A 16,682-nucleotide genomic window follows, 5' to 3' on the forward strand; every position below is an offset into this window, starting at 1 on the left:
GCGTTTCACCAGGTCGGGGGAGTCCTCGGGATCAGGCGTGGTGATCCGCCACGGTGATCCGTTATTCGGTGGCGGGTTGCGGCGCCGAAACGGCAGGGTGGGGCGGATGGACGTCGAACTTGTTGCCACCACCGCCGAGGACCGGCCCGTGCTGGCGAATCTGCTGCAGCTGTACCTGCACGACTTCTCCGAGTTCCAGCCCATCGAGCTGACCGCGCACGGCACGTACGACTATCCCTACCTGGACCGGTTCTTCGGCGACCCGGACCGCGAGGCGTACCTGATCCGGGTCGGCGGCCGGCCGGCCGGGTTCGTGTTGGCGCGGTGCGATATCGCGGGGGACGACGGCGCCTGGAACGTCAGCGAGTTCTTCGTGGTGCGGGGGCAGCGCGGCAAGGGTGTGGCCGGGGCGGCCGCGCGGCTGCTCTTTCAGCGCCATCCGGGGATGTGGACGCTCTCCTACCTCCAGCAGAACGCGCCGGCGGCCCGGTTGTGGCCGGCGGTGGTCGCCTCGGTGGCCGAGGGGCCGGTGGCGCGGGTCGAGCAGCTGCCGCCGGCGGTGACCGAGGCCAGGTACCGGCTGCGGTTCGAGGTGGCCGCCGGTTCCTCGGCCACCGAGGCCGTGAGCGGTGGGCGAGGAGCGGCGGGATAGGCTGCGTCGATGCGTGCGGAACTGGTGGAGTCACAGGGGCCCGAGCCGCTGCTGCCCGGCCTGGCGGCCGAGGAGCGGCTGGTGGCGCGGGTCACCTGTCGTGGGTGCGGGCGGCTGCTGCACGACCCCGAATCGCGGATGCTCCGGCTGGGCCCGGGCTGCCGCCACACCGGCGAGCCGGTGCGGCGGCATGTGGTGGAGCAGGACGCGCTGCCGGGTCTGTGAGCCGGGCGAGTCCGGCTGGCCTTGGCTCCGGTGGGCGGTGACTCGGGCGGGCTGTGACTCCGGCGCGGGCGCAGGCACAGGCGCTGGGTTGGCGGTGCGTCAGACTTCCAGGTCGGCCTCGATCTTGGCGAGCTGGTGCCGCGCCATCGCCAGGTTGGCGCGGCGCTTGTCGAGCGCGAGGTAGAGGAAGAGGCCCTTGCCGCTGCGGCTGGTCAGCGGCCGGATCAGGTGGTACTGGCTGCTCAGCGAGATCAGGATGTCCTCGATCGCGTCGTTGAGCCCCAGCATCTCCATGGTGCGGAACTTGGCCCGCACCACGTCGGTGTTGCCGGCCGCCGCCACCGTCAGGTCCAGGCCGCCGCCGCCGTCCACGGTCCCGAGCGCCATTCCGCTGCTGTAGTCGACCAGGGCGGCGCCGATGGCGCCCTCGATGTTAGCGATCGCCTGTCGGAGCGAGTTGTCGGCGTCTGCCATGGTGATCTCCTGAAGGGGTGTTGAGTGGGTGAGTTGGTCGGGAAGAGGAGGACGGGGAAACCGGGTCAGCCGGCAGGGGGGTGCGGCTCGCCGCCGTGCAGCACCTCGCTCAGCCGCTGGGCCGAGCGGCGTGCCTCCAGGTGCAGGCGGCCGATGCTCACATCGGGGTGCGAGAGCAGGGTCAGCACGCAGCCCGGCCCCGCCGCGTAGGTCGCGATGTAGCCGTGCTCGCCGCGGAACAGCGACTCGCGGAAGCCGCCCTGGCCGGTCGTGTCGGAGAGCCGCTGGGCCACCCCGAGCGCGGTCGCGGTCAGTGCGGCCAGGCTCTCGGGGTCGGTGCCGTGGGTGTCGTGGGCGAGCAGCAGGCCGTTCACGCCGGCCACCAGGCCGCCCGCCAGGTGCGGCACGCGCTGGCGCAGCACGCGCAGCTCGGCGAGCAGGGTGCTCTCCAGGAGCGCGAGTTGGTGCCGGTCGGGCCGCGGCTTCAGCATCCGCCTCATGACCGGGTGTGCGGGGCAGCGGGCGGGGCGAGGGTCATGGTCGGGCCTCCAGTGCGGTGCGGACGCGGATCAGCAGGGCGATGTCCGGTTCGGTGGGTGCGGAGCGCGGCGGCGGGGTTCGCGCGGTGGCGTGCCGCAGGGTGGCGCCCGGGACCCGGCGGACCGGCGCGTCGCGGGGGAGCGGTACGAGCAGCGCGGCCGGTACCGGAGCTTCAACTGGTGCGGCCAGTAGGGGCGGTGGGGCCGGTGCGCGCAGCGCGGCCGGTGCAGTCGGTGTGGCCGGTGCGCTTGGTCCGGGCGATGCGGCTGGCGCGGGTGGTGGTGCGACCGGCTCGGCGGTCGGCGTCGCGATCAGGCCGGCTGCCGCCAGCTGTCGGACCTCGACGATCGTGGCGTAGGTGGAACGCCCCAGCAGCCGGGCCAGTTGGGCGGGCGTGCGGCGGCCGTCGGCGAGGCCGAGCAGCTCGCGCCGTCGCGGGCTGGGGGCGAGGGCACGGTGCGCAGCTCCGGCGCGGCGGACGGGGGCGGTGTCCACCTGGGGCCAGGGCCAGATCCGCTCCAGCCGGTCCCGGCGGCGCACCGCCTCGCGCCGCAGCAGTCTCGGGTCCACCTCGTTGACCGGGCCCAGCCAGTGCCGCACTCCGGGTTCGAAGCGGGTGGTCAGCGAGCGCGGACCGAGGGCGAAGTACGCGGCGTCGTGCAGGGCCGCGAGGTGGCACACCTCCAACTCGCCCTGGGTGAGCGAGCCCTGGGCGACGAGCATGTGGCCCACCAGGCAGTGCTCGGCGAACCGGTCCAGGGCGTGCCGCCAGCAGTTCGGCGCGACCCGGCCGCAGCGGGTCAGCAGGGTGCCGAGGTCGAGGGAGTGCGGGCTGTCCGCGTGGACGACGGCGCCGTGGTCCAGGTAGAGGGTGCCGGTCTCGGTGTGCAGGGCCCCGGTGGCCCGCCCGTCGGCCAGTTGCTCGATGGCCGGGCCGGGTGGCTGCCAGTGGCGTGCTTGTGGTGTGCTCACATCCTCAGCTCCCGTGCGTGGGGGAAGAATCGGCGGCTGCGTCTGGCGCCGCCCGACCGCCCGGTGGTGCGGCTGCCCGGGCGCGCGGCTCGGGTGGCAGGCGGCGGGTCAGCCGAGCACCAGCTCCTCCGCGAGCGCCTGCAGGCGCAGCCGGGCACCTGCCAGATTGGCCACCTCGCGGTCGAGCCACAGGTGCAGCAGCAGTCTGCTGTCGAAGACCGTGCCGATCAGCCGGAACAGGTGGTAGCTGCGCTCGGTGGTGAGGATCAGGTCCTGCAACGGCAGTCGTGGATCGCTGGGTTCGGCGAAGCTGAGGCTCTCGGCGGCCAGTCTGACCAGGTCGGTGGCCTCGGCGGCGGTCGCCTCGTGGTCATCGGCCGGGCTGTCTCCCGCCGTGCCCAGGGCCAGACCGCTGCCCCAGTCGAGCAGGCCCGCGCCGCGCGCGCCGGCGATTCGCATCGCCGCCGACAGGCAGTCCTCGATCCCCGGCACCTGGGCTCCTTCGGGATGGTAGAAGTCGCGGGAGTTCACGGCTCGGCGACCGCCGTCCGGCTCATGGACGGCGGCCGAGCCGCATGGGTAGGCCGAGTTGGACGGGGTCGGCCGCGCCGCATGGGGCCGACCGCCACGACGTGTCGCTCAGCTGCCACGGAAGGTTACTGAGTGCAGCGTGCCGTATGACAATGCCGTTGGCATATTTACTACCTCAGCGAAGCTTTTCGGCCAACCGTGGCGCACTTCCGACGGCCGACCGCAGGGCTCGGGCTTCGGCGGTTGCACTGCCGGGCGCCGACGCGAACTCGGCCACCAGCACCGGGTGGTTGGCTGATTCCGCGTTCCTCGAACGGTGCGGGCGCCCTGGTCGGCCGGATCTCTGGGATGCTCCGGGGCAGCGTTTTTCGAAACGGCTGCTCCGGCGCGCCCGCACCGCTGGGCGGGTCAGCCGCGCAGGTGCCCCAGCACGGACCGGAACGCCTGGCGCACGGCGTGGCGCGCCTGCTCGGTGTGATCGATCGTCTCGAAGCCGTGGTGGGCGAGCGGCACGTCGACCACCTCGACGTCGGCACAGCAGATCGTGGCGGCGGTGAGGAACTCCTCGACCGTGGCCGCGATCTGGGCGTTCTCCAATTCCACCCGGGTCAGCACGACGGGCAGTCGACTCGCGCTCGCGCCGCCGATCGAGGCCGCGGGGCGGAACCGGGACTCGGCGAGCCCCCAGTTCGGCAGCGGTGCGAGCACGGGGTAGCTGGCCGCCACACAGCGCAACCAGGCCGGCGGTGCGGCGAGCCAGTCCGCCGACAGCAACCCGCCGCCGGAGAAGAACCAGAGCGCGACGCGTTCCTCGTCGACCCGTGGATCGGCCCGCACGAGTTCGACCGCCTCGGCGATGTCCTCGGCGGACTGCTCGAAGTCGCCCAGCCCGTGAAGTCGGTGATCCACCGTCACGCCGATCGCACCCAGGCTTGCCGCGTACCGGGCATAGCCGAGAAAGGTCTGGCTGTCGCGTGGCGTGGACGGCGCGTCGCGGGGGACCGGGCCGCCATGGACGAAGACCACGGCTGGATAGGCTCGGCCGACTCGGCCTACCGGGCCCGCCGCATCCGGCAGATGGAGGTCGACCCGCCCCACCCGCTCGCGACGGCACTCCGGCACGTCCAGCAGGAACTGCCGGGCTGGGGCGGGCTGTTCGCCCGCCCGCGCGGTGATCCGGTGGCCCTCGCCCGCGGCGGCGCGGAGCAGCGCCGTGGCCAGTTCGTCGGGGGTGGAGAGCATCGGCCAGTGCCCGGTGGCGAGTTCGAGGAAGCGCACCCGAGGCTCGGTGAGGACCTGGAAGCGCGGATCCCCCATGGCCACCACGGTCTCGACCATGGCGATGCTCGCTCCGTTGGCCGTGCACAGGATGCCGGTGGCCGGCAACTCGGCGGCCACCCCGGAGAGTCGGAGCGGTTGGGTGAGCGTGCCCAGCGGCTGCGGTGTGGCGAGCCGGACCAACCGGTCCAGCGCCTCCTCGGGGACACCGGCCAGGCTGCCCCAGAGCGGCCACTCCTCGGCCGGCGGCGGGGGGATCCGCCGGCCGTCCCCGGTCGCCGTGGCCCGCCGCAGCAGCAGGTCCCGGACCGCCGGGTCGGGCACCAGGTCCAGCACCGAATCGCCGTCCTGGGGCAGGCCCGCGTCCAGGTGGACGATCCGGGCGATCCGCTCCGGGCGCCGTTCGGCGGCGCCCAGCACGGGATGCATGCCGTGCCCGTGTCCGACGAGCACCACCTTTGGGGAGGGCACCTGGTCGATCAGCCGCAGCAGGGCGGCGATCTGCGTCTGCAGGTCGAGGTCGTCCGGCCCGTCCGGCTGGTCCGGCAGCTCTGTGAGCGTCACCGGGAACACCTGGGCCCCCGACTCCCGCAGCCGGGTGGTCACCTGCCGCCAGATCCAGTCGCCGGTCCAGGGGCCGGGCACCAGCACGAATGCCGTCATGATCGTCTCCTCGTACGCCTTGGTTCGCTTACGGGCACGGTAGGAACTCCCCTTGAAGGAGGTTCAAGCCGTGTCCGCCGAGGATCTGAACCGCTGCGGCCTTGCTGATTGACCCAGCGGCCATGAACGGCTCCAGTCCGGTGCTCCGCAAGGGCGAGGGTGTCGTGTGCTCCCGTTGCCGTGGCGATCTCCAGGCCGAACTCGTCGTCCTCGTTCTCGGAGTCCTGGCTTTATACGTGAGTTGTGGGTTCTGGCACAGATTTTGGGGAGCGGTCGCAGAGGATGACAGGTTCGTTCGATTACAGGGGGCGGCGACCTCGGGGACCGTCAGCGTTCACGCGTTCTGGTCCACCACCAGCGGGTCGTCGCCCACTCGTTGTAGTTGGGCTCCGGCAAGGTGCGGCGCCCGAATTCCTCATCGATACGCGTGATCAAGCGGCCCAAGTCCCGTTTGGCTCCGGGCGGAAGGTACAGCATCGCCCACTCGAGGTCATCACGGGCATCTCACACCCCGGGCGATTCAAACGCGGAGGCGTCCAGGTAGCGTCCGGGCTCCTGAAAAGCCCACTCGAAACACGAGAGTGCCTTGGCGACCGCGTTGGGCCACATCTCCTGGTCTTCGACCCGGCGGATCGCTGCACGAGTCCGCGCGGAGACACCGGGGACCCTCAGAACCGGATACCGCCATCGTGGCCGCCACCGCTCTGCACGGACGACCTTGGGACGCCTACGCGGCATCGCCCTTTCGGATCAACATGAGGCCATCCTGCCACGGCTGGGCACTTGCATGCACTGGCGATATGCCAGCCGCAGCAGGGGTTCTTCTTCCTACTGTCCGGTTCTCGCGCAGCTCCTGGGGAACGTCGCAAAGTGTTACTGGAGAAGGATCATCTTGCGGAGTAGTTCGAATCCAGCGCGGCCGTAGATCTCCACGCCTGGGTGACGGACCAGCCACGCAGCCAGCGGCCCGGCCCCACGCGTCGGGAGCACATCGACCACACGATGGTCTTCGACGCTGGTCAAGACGGTGGAGTAGGTCTGGCCGCGACGGATCGCCAAATCGTCCACGCCCAGCACACGCGGCGTGCTGAACGCGGGATCGGGCAATGCCATGACCCTGCGCAGCAAGGTCATCCTTCCCGCGCCGAAGCCCAGCTGGGCTGCCAGCCGGGCGCCGGCCCGACCGGCCAGCGCGAGCCCCACCCGCTCCAGGGCATGGTTGAGCCGAGTGGTGAACCGTGCGTACGGGGCAGACAGTCGCGAGAACCGCTCAGCAAACGTCCGACGCGGACAGTCCGCCGTCCCACAGATGAAACGCCGGACCACCAACCGAATCACGAAGCCCTGCTCAGCGAGCGGAAGATCCTTCGGCCTGCGGAGATAGCGGTCGTGCACCCGGTCCGAGAAGCGGCCACAGTCCGGACACTCCTCGCCGGCCACCCGGCCACCCGGCCCCGCGCCACCGCCTCGACCTCCACGTCGTCGATCCCGTCGAACACGAGTGAGTCCCAGGACGATGCGTTGGTCTGCATGACCGACACGATCACCGCCCACGGCCGACGATGGCAGGGGTCCATCAGGGAGTTGATGGGGCGTCACCTTCGGCTGCCGGGCAGCCGGGCGTACGCGGTCTCACGCGACACAGCCCCTCACAATCGAACACCAAGGTGACGCTCCGCGACCGCTCCCAAGATCTCTGCCAGAACCGCTCCCTGGCAGCTTTTGTCGGCGGGTTTCGGCATCAGGAGGAGCCTGGAGCAGGTGAAATGTCGGCGAGAAGTAGCAGCACCGCGCGGCGGCCTCAGGTGTGAACGGCGCGTCCGTCGGAGAAAGCGATGTCTCCGGAGTCTCCCACGGCCCACTGCTCCCAGGCCCGAGCCTGCGGGTGCCGTGTCTCGAAGGCAAAGTGACCGCCGTTCCGCAAGGCGCCGCGGATCGCGGCGAGGGAGACCTGGACCTCCTGGTCGGACAGCAGGCACTGGAAGGCGTGGCCGGTCATCGTGGCCAAGTCGAACTCTCGATGCCAGGCAATGTCGGCGGTCGTCCCCTCGACCCACTCGATATCGGCGCGCCGCCGCGCCCGTCCAAGGGCCGCCGCGTCGGGATCGAGGCCCGCAAGATGGCCGACGTGGCCGCGGACTCGGGCCTCGTGCAGCATCTGCCCAGTACCGCAGCCGACGTCCAGTGTTGAACCGGCGGCTATCACAAGGCCGTTGTAGAACCGGTCACTCGGCCATCGGTCGGCGTCCCAGGGGTTCGTCAGATCGTACAGCTCCGCGACATCGTCATCAGTGAAGTCCAGCCCGGCATGGTCCCGTTGACCGCGGAACTGGTCAACGGAGAATCGCACCCGCCCCGTTCCACCCACCCAGAGCGGCCTCGGGCCGGGTTCAGTGTCGAGGGGCTGGATTGGGTGACAGCGGACACTTGGTCGTCAACGCCACCGGTCGACCGGCGCCTGGCGATCCTCGCCGCGAAGTACGACAGCATCGGGATGGGCCGCTCCGGGCGCGAGCACTCGATCTCGTTCGCGGCGGCCTGGCCCAGCCCCCGGGGCGGATCCGCGCGCTCCCGCGCCGGCCCGTTCCTAACGGCACCTGACGGACTGCATCGCACGCCCCGGCGATGGCACTACGACGAGGCTCCGCCGCCGCCGGGGCCTCGGAAGGTCAGGAACCGGTCGGCCGGGGTGGCCGGCCTACCGGTCACCGCCGTTGGCGATCAGTGTTCACGCGTTGCACGTGATCACCACGGTTGACTCCCAGGCGAACGGGCTGATCCGGCTGGCGTACGCGGGGGAGGTCAACTGGCACTGGGCGGCCGTGTACCCCGCGTCCTCGCCCTCGGAGAAGCCGAACGCCTCCGCGGCGCTGACCGCCTCCGGTGAGGTCGCGCCGTAACCGATGGCGGTGTACCGGGTCTGCCCGGAGACGGTCGGCTGAGCGGCACTGGCGGGCAGGACGCCTGCGGTCAGCAGGATGGCGCCAGTGGCAAGGGTGGTTCCAAGCACGCGGCTGAGCACAGTCATGGTGTGACCCTTCGGGAGGGAGCGGCTTCATGGGGTGCGAAGCGCGAGGCCATGTGGCACGTGAGTTGATGCAGCGTGAGGCGTGTTTATTCTGGCTGCCACATTGCTCGGGCCGCAAGGGGCCCTGCGCCGCCCGCAGGCGCCGGCCGGACACGGCTAACCGCCCGATAGCACGCGGCGCAGCACCGCGAGCACCTCGGCCTCAGGGAACCTGGTCAGCGCGGCGGCTTCGGCGCCGGCCAGCACCTCGGCCAGATCCTGCGGTGCCGCGTAGCGCGCCAGCTGACCCACCCACGCCGCCAGGTCGGCCACGTCCTCGGGCAGGCCCGGCGGCAGCACTCCCGCGTACGGCGCGGGAGCCCTTCGCGCCCGGCTCCGCCCGCTCGGCGCCGCGCCTCCCTGCGCAGGCCGTCGGGCGATCGGAGAGCAGGGCCCGTTGCCCAGTCCAGCGTCCCGCCAGCAGCACAGACTCGTCGGTCTCCGTCCTGGACCGCGTCCCAGGACGAGACCTTGACCCAGCGCTGACGCCCGGCCGGTGCTCTTCAAGTCGTCACGCGCAGCATTCTCTCCTGCGACCGTCCACGGGCGCCGGCAGCAGCCAGCGGGCGCTGGAACCGGGGCCAAATCGGCCCGGGAGCCAGGGCCAGCTCAAGCCGGAACATTCGCCGCAACAGACCCAGGGTGGGGCCGGCTCGGACCAGAAAAGAGGGGCCGGTTCGATGGTGCAGGCACGGATTTCGTGAACTCGATCAAGACCTGCTGCTGAGGAGGGCTCCTGGCCGACTGTCGACTCCATGCCGTGGCTAGACTCACGTCGTGAGGATCAGTCAGGCGAATCCGGACGACGTTGCAGACTTGGCCCGACTGTTGTGGCTGGATACCCATCATGAGGACCCGGCAGAGCGGTCTGTCGACGATTTTGCAGCGCAGCTCGCGCAGTGGTGGGCGACCCGCCAGGACTCGCACGTAGCGTTCGTGGCTCGACTCCTCCAGCCGGAGATCGTCGGCATGGCCTGGGTCGCACTCGTCCCTCGCGTGCCGAGACCTGGAGCGACAAGTCGGCTGTCCGCAGACATCCAGAGCGTCTTCGTCATGCCGGAGCAGCGAGGCCAGGGGATCGGCTCGGCGCTCGTGGAGGCTGCTTCGGAGCATGCGACACGCCTCGGATCCCTTCGCGTGACGGTCCACTCCGGTCGCACGGCTGTGCCAGTGTACGAACGGCTGGGCTTCGAGTCGTCGCGACAGCTCCTGAAGCGACCGCCGGGCTAGGGGCTGTCGTCATCAGCAGGAGTCGCTTCCGGAGCAGGGGCGGCTTCGCTCGGCCGAACATGCTGCGCTTGAGGGCCCTGAGACCGTTGACGCAGCCCTCGACCGGGCCGGACGACCAGTCGGTGCTCATGCCGTAGGCGACGGCGTCCAAGTCGGTGGTCAACCCGCCGGCGAAGCCGGCCAGGCCACACTGCTCGTCCGCGCAGACATCTGCGATCCGGTGCCGCAGTTGGTCTCCCTCGCGGTTGGTCATGATGGCCGCGAAGGCCGAACGTGGCCGGCAGCGGCAGCGGCAGCGGCTGTGAGTTCGGGAGAGCGGGCGAGCAGTGCCTTGAGCTGCTGCTGGCTGTCCTCGCGCAGGTGGTCGGGGTGGGCCGTGATCCAGCGGATGGCCTGGCGTGGTGAGGGAGGGCGGGCCAGCGGGGGGTGTGGTCGCCTCGGTCCTGCGGCCGGGGTGTAGTGGATGGACCTGCCATTCCACCGGCGGACACGGCAGCCCCAGATGTCGCGCAGCAAAAGCATGGTGATCACCCGTCAGCACGAGCAGAAGGAAGCCTTGATGGGCTCAATTCCCTTCAGAGCCAGGGCCGCTGACGGCTCCGACGACGGTTTACCCGCAGTCATTTGGACCTGGTGGGTAGCCGAGACGACCGAACTGTGTATCCAGACGTGCTGGCGGGGTCTGGCGCAATCCGGCCGCCATCGTCATCATGGGAAGTGAGGGAACATCCCGGGGGGCCGTCGACGCGGAACGTCGAATCCGGGCCCGCGCCTCCGCGTGAGGGGTCCCGGAGAATGGATCCCTCCCATGGACACGATCCTCCTCACCGTAGATGCCGTTCTCGGCGTCCTCGGCTCCGCCCTGTCCCTGTCGGTGGAAATTGTTCGGGCACGACGGCGGGCCTCGGACCAGCAGTCCAACTGCCCTCAGGGACAAGCGCCGTTCCCGGACCAGGACGCGGCTGCGTGAGCCAGTACCACGGCCTGTCAGGGACTACTCGCGAGCTCGCCGCCTGATCAACCTTCATGAGTTTCTCGTGGTGTCCAGCCGGATGGTGACCGTAGGTGGTTGCCGGTGGCGTGCTGCTGGAGCCGGCGGCCTTCCGCGGCGTGGACGGCACCCGCTACGCCAAGGTGTCCTCCCAGCCGTGCTGGACGATCGTCGAGACGGCCGGCCGCCGCCCCTCGGACGGCGCGATGGTCGACTCCTCGGCGCTGTTGCCCGCCGACGGCCGGGCCGGGCGCTACTGGCCCGGCCCCGCGCTGAAGGACCCGCGAACCGGCGAGCGCGTCGGCGGCCGGTTGGAGCCGCTGACCCCCAGCTCCCTCATCCTCGGCGCGGACGACGGAAGGTGGAGAGCCACCTCGGGTACGCCGTCGTGCGGTACGAGCGAGGGCGTCCGTCCCGGCCCCGGGAAAACGTAGGCCCGTTGGACCTGCTCAGTGGTCGGCTCCGGAAGTCCTTCGGGGGTGTTGTGTGGTGTCTCGTTCGGCCGCGCCGGTTGATCGAGTAGCCGGCGCGATTCGGTCGGCTCTCAGCGCAGGCTGCTGAACCAGCGGACGATGGCGGCCGTGGCCGCGACGTTGGAGCCAAGGTGCCGGGAGCCCGCGAAGTCCGGGGTGCCGAGATTGACGACCGGCGCGTTCACGCCGTGTGCTTGCAAGGCGGCCTCGCAGTGGTCGGTGTTGGCGCTGGCAGCCTGCTCGTCCGCGCTGGCGGCGTACAGGCGGACCGGGACGCGGGGGCTCCAGGCGCAGGTGTCGTCGGCCACCCGCAGTGCCGCCGCCAGCTGGCCGGTCGGGTGGCTCAGCATGTCGAAGCCGTGAGGGGTGAGCAGCGCGCTGAGGGTGTTGGGCGTGCCGGCGAAGAGCTGCTGACCGGTGTGGGAACCGTCGAACAGTGCCTCGATCGTGTCGGCGTACGGCGCCTGGAAGACCTCGCCCGGCGAGTCGTACAGCTGGTGCAGCCGGTTCCACGCGACGAGAAGGTACGCCGTGTAAAGCACACTGGATTTCGCATCGAGAGAGCCGTCGAGGAGCGCCGGCAGCTCGGCGTTCTGGAAGTCGTAGGCGCCGCTGATCGGCGCGACGGCTTCGAGCCGGAACCAGCGATCGCCGCCGGCCTGGAGCGTTCGCGCGAGTGCCATCGCTGCCGAGGCTCCCTGGGAGAACCCGGTGACCAGCACATCGTGTCCCAGCGCCCGGCCAGTGTGCGGAACAAAGGCGCGCGCTGCCCGCAGCATGTCCATCGAAGCGGTCGTTTCGGAGGGCACGTCCATCCAGGGGTGGAGTCCCGGGCCGACGCCGAGGCCGAGGTAGTCCGGGGCGACAGCGGCGAACCCGGCGGACGCGTACGTCATGGCGGGCGCGGACGCGAAGCCGACCTTGACCATGGACGACGGCGCATCGGACCGGTAGCTGGCGGTGCCATGAGTGAACGAGACCGTCCGCAGCTCGTGTTCGCGGCTACGGGGCAGCACCAGCAGCCCGCTGGCGGTGGTAGGCCGACCCTGGGGGTCCACGGTGCGGTACACCAGCCGGTAGGCGTCCACCCCGAACCGGACCGTACTCGCGTCGAATCCGGCAGCGTCCAGTGCCGCAGCGACGTCCTGCTTCGTGGCCAGTGTGCTCACCTGCTGAGCGGACACCAACTGTCCGCGATCGCTGGGGGCCGCCGCGCTCGCGGAGGCGGCTCCAGTCGTCACCGTATTCACGGCCAACACCAGGGAGGCCAGGGTTGTCACGGCGCTGAGCCGACGGAACGCGGCGCGCGAACTGCCTGTTGAATGAACGGATTTCATGTCGCAGACGCTACTGACGACCGCGTTCGCGCACCGCCCGGCCAGCAGGTGTATCTGCCCTGGAGCCAGCTCTACCACGGCACCAGGTTCGAGCGCCTGATGAGCCTCCCGTCAACCCCCGAAGGACTTCCGGAGCCGACCACTACGCGTCGCTTCGGCTCAGGAATTCGCCGACGGTCCGGACGAAGAACTCCGGGTCGTCCAGCCACGGGATGTGCGCGGCGCCCGGCTGGACGACGAACTCCCCGCGCGGGAAGAGCGCCGCGACCTCCGCAGCCTTGTCCGGGCGAGGGGACGGGGCCAGCTCGCCCGCGAGCACCAGCACCGGCGCGTCGAGCTTGGTCAGCACCTCGCGCACCGCGGCCGCGTCGTCGAACGCGCCGGGACCGGGGTAGGCGTGAGCGGCCTCCTCGTTGTAACCGTCCTCGCCGGAGGCGGCGTGGAGCAACGCGAGGTCGCCGGAGGCGGAGTGGGCCAGCACGTCGATCCGCTCCGGCCCGAGGTGAGTCCGGAGAGTTTCGACGTCGTCCACCTGCCGGTCGACGCGGTAGCTCGACGGGTCGGCCGGAGTCTCGGACTGCCCCGTGCCACGCAGGTCGAGCAGCACGAGCGAACGCCCTGCGGCGGTCGGCAGGCCGCCCAGGTCACCGAGGTAGGCGGAGGCCTGCATCGGGCCTCCGGGGAGACAGATCAGCGGATCGCCCTCTCCCATGAAGAAGATGGCCTACGGCCACAAGGCCGAGCACCGGCTGCGGATACGCGCGCAGGTGGTGCTGCACGCCGCACGCGGACGCTCCAACGCGCGCATCGCCCGCGCCACCGGCCTGCACCTGGACACGGTCCGGTGCTGGCGCGGCTGGTTCGCCGAGCACGGTCTGGGTGCTCTGGCCGACCGCGACCGGTCGGGGCGGCCGCTGTCCTTCACCGCGCTGCAGGTGGCCCAGGCCAACGCGCTGGCCTGTCGCCTGCTCACCGAGACCTGGGTGCCGCTGGCGCGCTGGTCCTGCCCAGAGTTAGACCGACCGGCAAATGGTGGGCGGCGTCGCGGGCCCCGTCTCCGCCGCGACCGTGCGCCGCTGGCTCAGGGACGACGCGCTCAAGCCCTGGCAACACCGCTCCTGGATCCTCATCACCCATCCCGGCTTCCGTGCCAAGGCCCAGCGAGTGCTGGACGTGTATGCCCGCACCTGGCAGGGCGTCCCGCTCGGCGAGGACGAGTACGTCATCAGCGCGGACGAGAAGACCTCCACCCAGACCCGCTGCCGCTGCCACCCCACCCTCGCCCCCGGTCAGGCCCGGGCGATGCGCGTCAACCACACCTACGGACGCGGCGGCGCCCTGGCCTACCTCGTACACCGGCATCGGATCCGACTCGGGGCAGCAGATGGTGTGCTCATCAGCGATCACCGTGAGGCAGCCCCCACAGAGCCACGCCGTCTCGGGCTCCCCGCACGGGCCCACGCACGGGCCCGTGCGGGGAGGGCTGCACCGGGGGAGCCGGACGAGCGAAAACCCATGGCCTGACGGCCTGCCAGGGCGATTGACTGACACTGGGCATAACATCGACCGACGAGGGGGATCCGTGGAGGATCCGAGTTTCACAGTCCTGCTCACCGGCGACTCCCCTCACGACCCCAGGGTCCTCAAAGCGGTCCGCACGGTCACCGGGCTGAGCCTGTGGCGCTGCCGGCAGCTGTTGGACAGCGCGCCCGCCACCGTCAGGTCGGAGATCCCGTTCGACATCGCCGCTCGCACGGCTCAGCATCTGCACCAGGCCGGCGTACCAGCCGTGATCCGATGCGGCTGGTGCCGGCGCACCCTGCCCGGCGACACGCGGGTCGACCCCGGCCCATGCGCTTCGCCGTACTGGCCCACCGCCCACTGCCAGGCCAACTCCCTGACCAGTTGCGGCTGCGAGTTCTGCGCCGTGCACGGTCCCCTGCCCGGGCACACAACCTACCGCAGCCCCTGAACCCCATGCCGACGACCCCGGGCCCGGCCCCGGTTCGGAAACCATGAGCACAGGCCCAACACCACCCGGCACTGGGCCGGCTGCCCGCCCAGGGATCTGCATCAAGATGTCACTACGCGAAGTCTCCTGACGTCACCACACATCCGCACCCCGGTGACACCCCCCGGCCCCCCGCCCCCAAACACCACCATCATCAGGGGCTGGTGACACCGGCCGATTCCCCAGTGACAACAAGCCGCAGATTCGCAAAGGGGTCTGACGCCCCATCGCGCGGCCAGGAAGAAGGTGACGGGCGGGTCCCCGGGGAGCGGCCTCCCGGGGACCCGCCGGTCAGGTCCGTACTCGCGTGCGAACGCGGGTCAGCTGATCGTCCACTGCTGCTGCGGCGAGTTGGTGTTCACCTGCTCCGTGGCCATGGTGGTGCCGCTGGCGGTCGAAGCGGTGGTGAGCAGCAACCCGTTGTCCATGAAGGACACGATGTAGGAGCCGTTCGAAAGCGGCGTGAGGGTCCAGTGCTCGCTGGAGTTGTAGGGGTTGCACGACATCTGGATCACCTTGCCGCCCGCGTCGGTGGACGCGCCGTAAACCGAAGCGCCCTCGGCGCACAGGCCAGAGGAGCCGTTGGCCAGTTCGTAGGAGCCGTCGGACTGCTGGACGAACCGCCAGTTCTGGTTGACGCTGCCGGCCACGGTCCAGGCGTCGAGCTGGATGCCGGCGTTGGGGCTGCTGCCGGGGTCGTCGAGGGCCAGGCCGCCGGTGACCAGGGTGTGGTAGCCGCTCAGGACGGGGTTGACCGAGCTGATCGTCCACTGCTGCTGCGGCGAGTTGCTGTTCACCTGCTGCGTGACCGTGGCGCCGTCGGCGGTCGAAGCGGCGGTGAGCAGCAACCCGCTCCTCACCGAGGCGACGTTGTAGGAGCCGTTCGGCAGCGGCGTGAGGGTCCAGAGCTCGTTGGTGCTGCCGACACACTGCCACTGGTCCACCACGGCGCCCGCGGCGGTGGACCCGCCGGTGACGTCGGCGCACAGGCCCGAGGAGCCGTTGACGAGTTCGTAGGAGCCGTCGGACTGCTGGACGGACTTCCAGTTCTGGTTGGCGCTGCCGGCCACGGGCCAGGTGTCGAGCTGGGTGTCGGCGTTGGGGCTGCTGCCGGGGTCGTCGAGGGCCAGGCCGCCGGTGACCAGGGTGTGGTAGCCGCTCAGGGCGAGGTTGACCGAGCTGATCGTCCACTGCTGCTGCGGCGAGTTGCTGTTCACCTGCTGCGTGACCGTGGCGCCGCTGGCGGTCGAAGCGGTGGTCAGCAGCAACCCGCTGCTCACCGAGGACACGATGTAGGAGTCGTTCGACAGCGACGTGAGGGTCCAGAACTGGTTGGGGCTGCCGACACACGGCCACTGGTCCACCACGGCGCCCGCGGCGGTGGACCCGCCGTTGACCTCGGCGCACAGGCCCGAGGAGCCGTTGACGAGATCGTAGGAGCCGTCCGACTGCGGGATGAGCTCCCAGTTCTGATTGGCGCTGCCGGCCGCCTTCGAGGTGTCGAGCTGGGTGCCGGCGTTGGGGCTGCTGCCGGGGACGTCGAGGGCCAGGCCGCCGGAGAGCAGGGTGTGGGTGCCGGTCAGGATGGGGGTGGCGGACCGCTGAGTGGCGGCTGAGGTCGAACCGGTCGTGACGGTGGCGTGGGGCGCGGCCGCCGCAGCCGCTGTGGCGGCCGAGGCGGTGGTGGTCAGACCGGCGGCGGTCAGCGCGAGGGCCGTGGCGGCAAGCGCGCCGAGGAGTTTTCGCATGCGAGGAACTGACACAGGGACTCCTTTGTCGGTGTCCGGGTACGCCAGGCTGGCGGACCCGTCGTGGGCCGGCGCCCTGGTAGGTGCCGGTGGGGCCGGGCAGGTGCCCGCCTGGTCGTTGCCTCTTCGCGGATGGCCCCTTCCATCGGTGCCGGGGGCCGGGTCCCCGGTTGCGGATGTGCGGACGTTCTCGTGCGGTGGCACCGGTCGGCCGGGACCGGGCGGGCGGCGAGCCGGAGGGCGCGGAGGGAGACCCCGCCATCGTCAACCGACCTTCGGGTCCGGCCGGTTCGGCTGGTAGAGAGCAGATCATCGAGCTGGTCGGGGCACCAGGAAAAAGGACGGGACAAACCACCGGAAGAACCCGCGTCCGACCGGACGACCCCGCGTCCGCGACGGGCTCAACGCCCTCGCCCGCCCGCCCGGGTGCCCGCCCCGAGGAGGGGCGGGCACTGCCGTTCGGGAAGGGCCGGGGGTCTGATTCGCAGGC

General features: G+C 70.8%; 19 protein-coding genes and 1 pseudogene. 8 read left to right on the forward strand and 12 right to left on the reverse strand.

The window, feature by feature from the left end; genetic code table 11:
- The first annotated feature begins 106 nt into the window (after positions 1-106).
- Both OG403_RS35610 and OG403_RS35615 read left to right on the forward strand, forming a co-directional pair.
- Positions 107-652, forward strand: a complete 546-nt coding sequence (locus OG403_RS35610) for a GNAT family N-acetyltransferase (RefSeq protein WP_329571846.1) — start codon at positions 107-109, stop codon at positions 650-652.
- Positions 653-661: 9 nt separating this feature from the next.
- On the forward strand, positions 662-877 hold the full coding sequence (locus OG403_RS35615) for a DUF6011 domain-containing protein (RefSeq protein ID WP_329571847.1): 216 nt from the start codon (positions 662-664) through the stop codon (positions 875-877).
- 99 nt (positions 878-976) lie between these two features.
- Here the strand turns inward: OG403_RS35615 and OG403_RS35620 are convergent, their stop codons facing one another.
- The 9 genes from OG403_RS35620 to OG403_RS35660 all read right to left on the reverse strand — a co-directional run bounded on the left by OG403_RS35620 (position 977) and on the right by OG403_RS35660 (position 8,702).
- The gene (locus OG403_RS35620) at positions 977-1,351 is read right to left on the reverse strand and encodes a hypothetical protein (protein ID WP_329571849.1); all 375 of its coding nucleotides are present in this window, start codon (positions 1,349-1,351) and stop codon (positions 977-979) included.
- A gap of 65 nt (positions 1,352-1,416) precedes the next feature.
- Complete coding sequence (locus tag OG403_RS35625; RefSeq protein ID WP_329571851.1) at positions 1,417-1,842, reverse strand: roadblock/LC7 domain-containing protein; 426 nt, start codon at positions 1,840-1,842, stop codon at positions 1,417-1,419.
- Between the two features lie 43 nt (positions 1,843-1,885).
- Positions 1,886-2,863 carry a hypothetical protein gene (locus OG403_RS35630; RefSeq protein WP_329571852.1) on the reverse strand — a complete coding sequence of 326 codons (978 nt, stop codon included), beginning with the start codon at positions 2,861-2,863 and terminating at the stop codon, positions 1,886-1,888.
- A 108-nt stretch (positions 2,864-2,971) separates the two neighbouring features.
- Positions 2,972-3,355 (reverse strand): hypothetical protein, encoded by a 384-nt coding sequence (locus tag OG403_RS35635; protein ID WP_329571854.1) that lies wholly within the window; start codon positions 3,353-3,355, stop codon positions 2,972-2,974.
- A 447-nt stretch (positions 3,356-3,802) separates the two neighbouring features.
- Positions 3,803-5,335, reverse strand: coding sequence for a S9 family peptidase (locus tag OG403_RS35640; protein ID WP_329571855.1), 1,533 nt, complete (start codon positions 5,333-5,335; stop codon positions 3,803-3,805).
- An 873-nt stretch (positions 5,336-6,208) separates the two neighbouring features.
- The gene (locus OG403_RS35645) at positions 6,209-6,775 is read right to left on the reverse strand and encodes a transposase family protein (RefSeq protein ID WP_329571856.1); all 567 of its coding nucleotides are present in this window, start codon (positions 6,773-6,775) and stop codon (positions 6,209-6,211) included.
- Positions 6,776-7,136: 361 nt separating this feature from the next.
- Complete coding sequence (locus tag OG403_RS35650) at positions 7,137-7,685, reverse strand: class I SAM-dependent methyltransferase (RefSeq protein WP_329571858.1); 549 nt, start codon at positions 7,683-7,685, stop codon at positions 7,137-7,139.
- A gap of 378 nt (positions 7,686-8,063) precedes the next feature.
- Positions 8,064-8,363 carry a hypothetical protein gene (locus OG403_RS35655; RefSeq protein ID WP_329571860.1) on the reverse strand — a complete coding sequence of 100 codons (300 nt, stop codon included), beginning with the start codon at positions 8,361-8,363 and terminating at the stop codon, positions 8,064-8,066.
- Between the two features lie 156 nt (positions 8,364-8,519).
- Positions 8,520-8,702: a hypothetical protein gene (locus OG403_RS35660; protein ID WP_329571863.1), complete on the reverse strand. Its 183-nt coding sequence runs from the start codon at positions 8,700-8,702 to the stop codon at positions 8,520-8,522.
- 477 nt (positions 8,703-9,179) lie between these two features.
- On the opposite strand from OG403_RS35660, the gene OG403_RS35665 reads away from it, so the two are divergent.
- The 3 genes from OG403_RS35665 to OG403_RS35675 all read left to right on the forward strand — a co-directional run bounded on the left by OG403_RS35665 (position 9,180) and on the right by OG403_RS35675 (position 11,057).
- A complete protein-coding gene (locus OG403_RS35665; RefSeq protein ID WP_329571865.1) occupies positions 9,180-9,632 on the forward strand; it encodes a GNAT family N-acetyltransferase in 453 nt (150 codons plus the stop codon).
- A gap of 808 nt (positions 9,633-10,440) precedes the next feature.
- The gene (locus OG403_RS35670; protein WP_329571867.1) at positions 10,441-10,602 is read left to right on the forward strand and encodes a hypothetical protein; all 162 of its coding nucleotides are present in this window, start codon (positions 10,441-10,443) and stop codon (positions 10,600-10,602) included.
- 95 nt (positions 10,603-10,697) lie between these two features.
- Positions 10,698-11,057, forward strand: coding sequence for a hypothetical protein (locus tag OG403_RS35675; protein ID WP_329571869.1), 360 nt, complete (start codon positions 10,698-10,700; stop codon positions 11,055-11,057).
- A gap of 110 nt (positions 11,058-11,167) precedes the next feature.
- On the opposite strand, the gene OG403_RS35680 is transcribed toward OG403_RS35675, so the two are convergent.
- A complete protein-coding gene (locus OG403_RS35680) occupies positions 11,168-12,433 on the reverse strand; it encodes an alpha/beta hydrolase family protein (protein ID WP_329571870.1) in 1,266 nt (421 codons plus the stop codon).
- Between the two features lie 142 nt (positions 12,434-12,575).
- Positions 12,576-13,145, reverse strand: a complete 570-nt coding sequence (locus OG403_RS35685) for an alpha/beta fold hydrolase (protein WP_329571871.1) — start codon at positions 13,143-13,145, stop codon at positions 12,576-12,578.
- 7 nt (positions 13,146-13,152) lie between these two features.
- Between OG403_RS35685 and OG403_RS35690 the strand changes: the two are divergent.
- From OG403_RS35690 to OG403_RS35700, 3 genes and pseudogenes are all read left to right on the forward strand, one after another.
- Positions 13,153-13,347, forward strand: a pseudogene (locus tag OG403_RS35690) (helix-turn-helix domain-containing protein); the annotation flags it as partial.
- A 115-nt stretch (positions 13,348-13,462) separates the two neighbouring features.
- On the forward strand, positions 13,463-13,957 hold the full coding sequence (locus tag OG403_RS35695) for a hypothetical protein (RefSeq protein ID WP_329572746.1): 495 nt from the start codon (positions 13,463-13,465) through the stop codon (positions 13,955-13,957).
- Between the two features lie 58 nt (positions 13,958-14,015).
- Positions 14,016-14,405 (forward strand): ribosomal protein L7/L12, encoded by a 390-nt coding sequence (locus OG403_RS35700; RefSeq protein ID WP_329571873.1) that lies wholly within the window; start codon positions 14,016-14,018, stop codon positions 14,403-14,405.
- A gap of 359 nt (positions 14,406-14,764) precedes the next feature.
- On the opposite strand, the gene OG403_RS35705 is transcribed toward OG403_RS35700, so the two are convergent.
- A complete protein-coding gene (locus OG403_RS35705; RefSeq protein ID WP_329571874.1) occupies positions 14,765-16,192 on the reverse strand; it encodes an RICIN domain-containing protein in 1,428 nt (475 codons plus the stop codon).
- Between the last annotated feature and the right edge of the window lie 490 nt (positions 16,193-16,682).

The sequence above is a fragment of the Kitasatospora sp. NBC_01266 genome (assembly GCF_036242395.1).
Taxonomy (GTDB): Bacteria; Actinomycetota; Actinomycetes; order Streptomycetales; family Streptomycetaceae; genus Kitasatospora.

Bases quoted from the DNA above. Each gene is read 5' to 3' on its own strand.
- OG403_RS35610 (WP_329571846.1), top strand. From the start codon at position 107: ATGGACGTCGAACTTGTTGCCACCACCGCCGAGGACCGGCCCGTGCTG.
- OG403_RS35615 (WP_329571847.1), top strand. From the start codon at position 662: ATGCGTGCGGAACTGGTGGAGTCACAGGGGCCCGAGCCGCTGCTGCCC.
- OG403_RS35620 (WP_329571849.1), bottom strand. From the start codon at position 1,351: ATGGCAGACGCCGACAACTCGCTCCGACAGGCGATCGCTAACATCGAG.
- OG403_RS35625 (WP_329571851.1), bottom strand. From the start codon at position 1,842: ATGCTGAAGCCGCGGCCCGACCGGCACCAACTCGCGCTCCTGGAGAGC.
- OG403_RS35640 (WP_329571855.1), bottom strand. From the start codon at position 5,335: ATGACGGCATTCGTGCTGGTGCCCGGCCCCTGGACCGGCGACTGGATC.
- OG403_RS35655 (WP_329571860.1), bottom strand. From the start codon at position 8,363: ATGACTGTGCTCAGCCGCGTGCTTGGAACCACCCTTGCCACTGGCGCC.
- OG403_RS35670 (WP_329571867.1), top strand. From the start codon at position 10,441: ATGGACACGATCCTCCTCACCGTAGATGCCGTTCTCGGCGTCCTCGGC.
- OG403_RS35680 (WP_329571870.1), bottom strand. From the start codon at position 12,433: ATGAAATCCGTTCATTCAACAGGCAGTTCGCGCGCCGCGTTCCGTCGG.
- OG403_RS35685 (WP_329571871.1), bottom strand. From the start codon at position 13,145: ATGGGAGAGGGCGATCCGCTGATCTGTCTCCCCGGAGGCCCGATGCAG.
- OG403_RS35695 (WP_329572746.1), top strand. From the start codon at position 13,463: ATGGTGGGCGGCGTCGCGGGCCCCGTCTCCGCCGCGACCGTGCGCCGC.
- OG403_RS35705 (WP_329571874.1), bottom strand. From the start codon at position 16,192: ATGCGAAAACTCCTCGGCGCGCTTGCCGCCACGGCCCTCGCGCTGACC.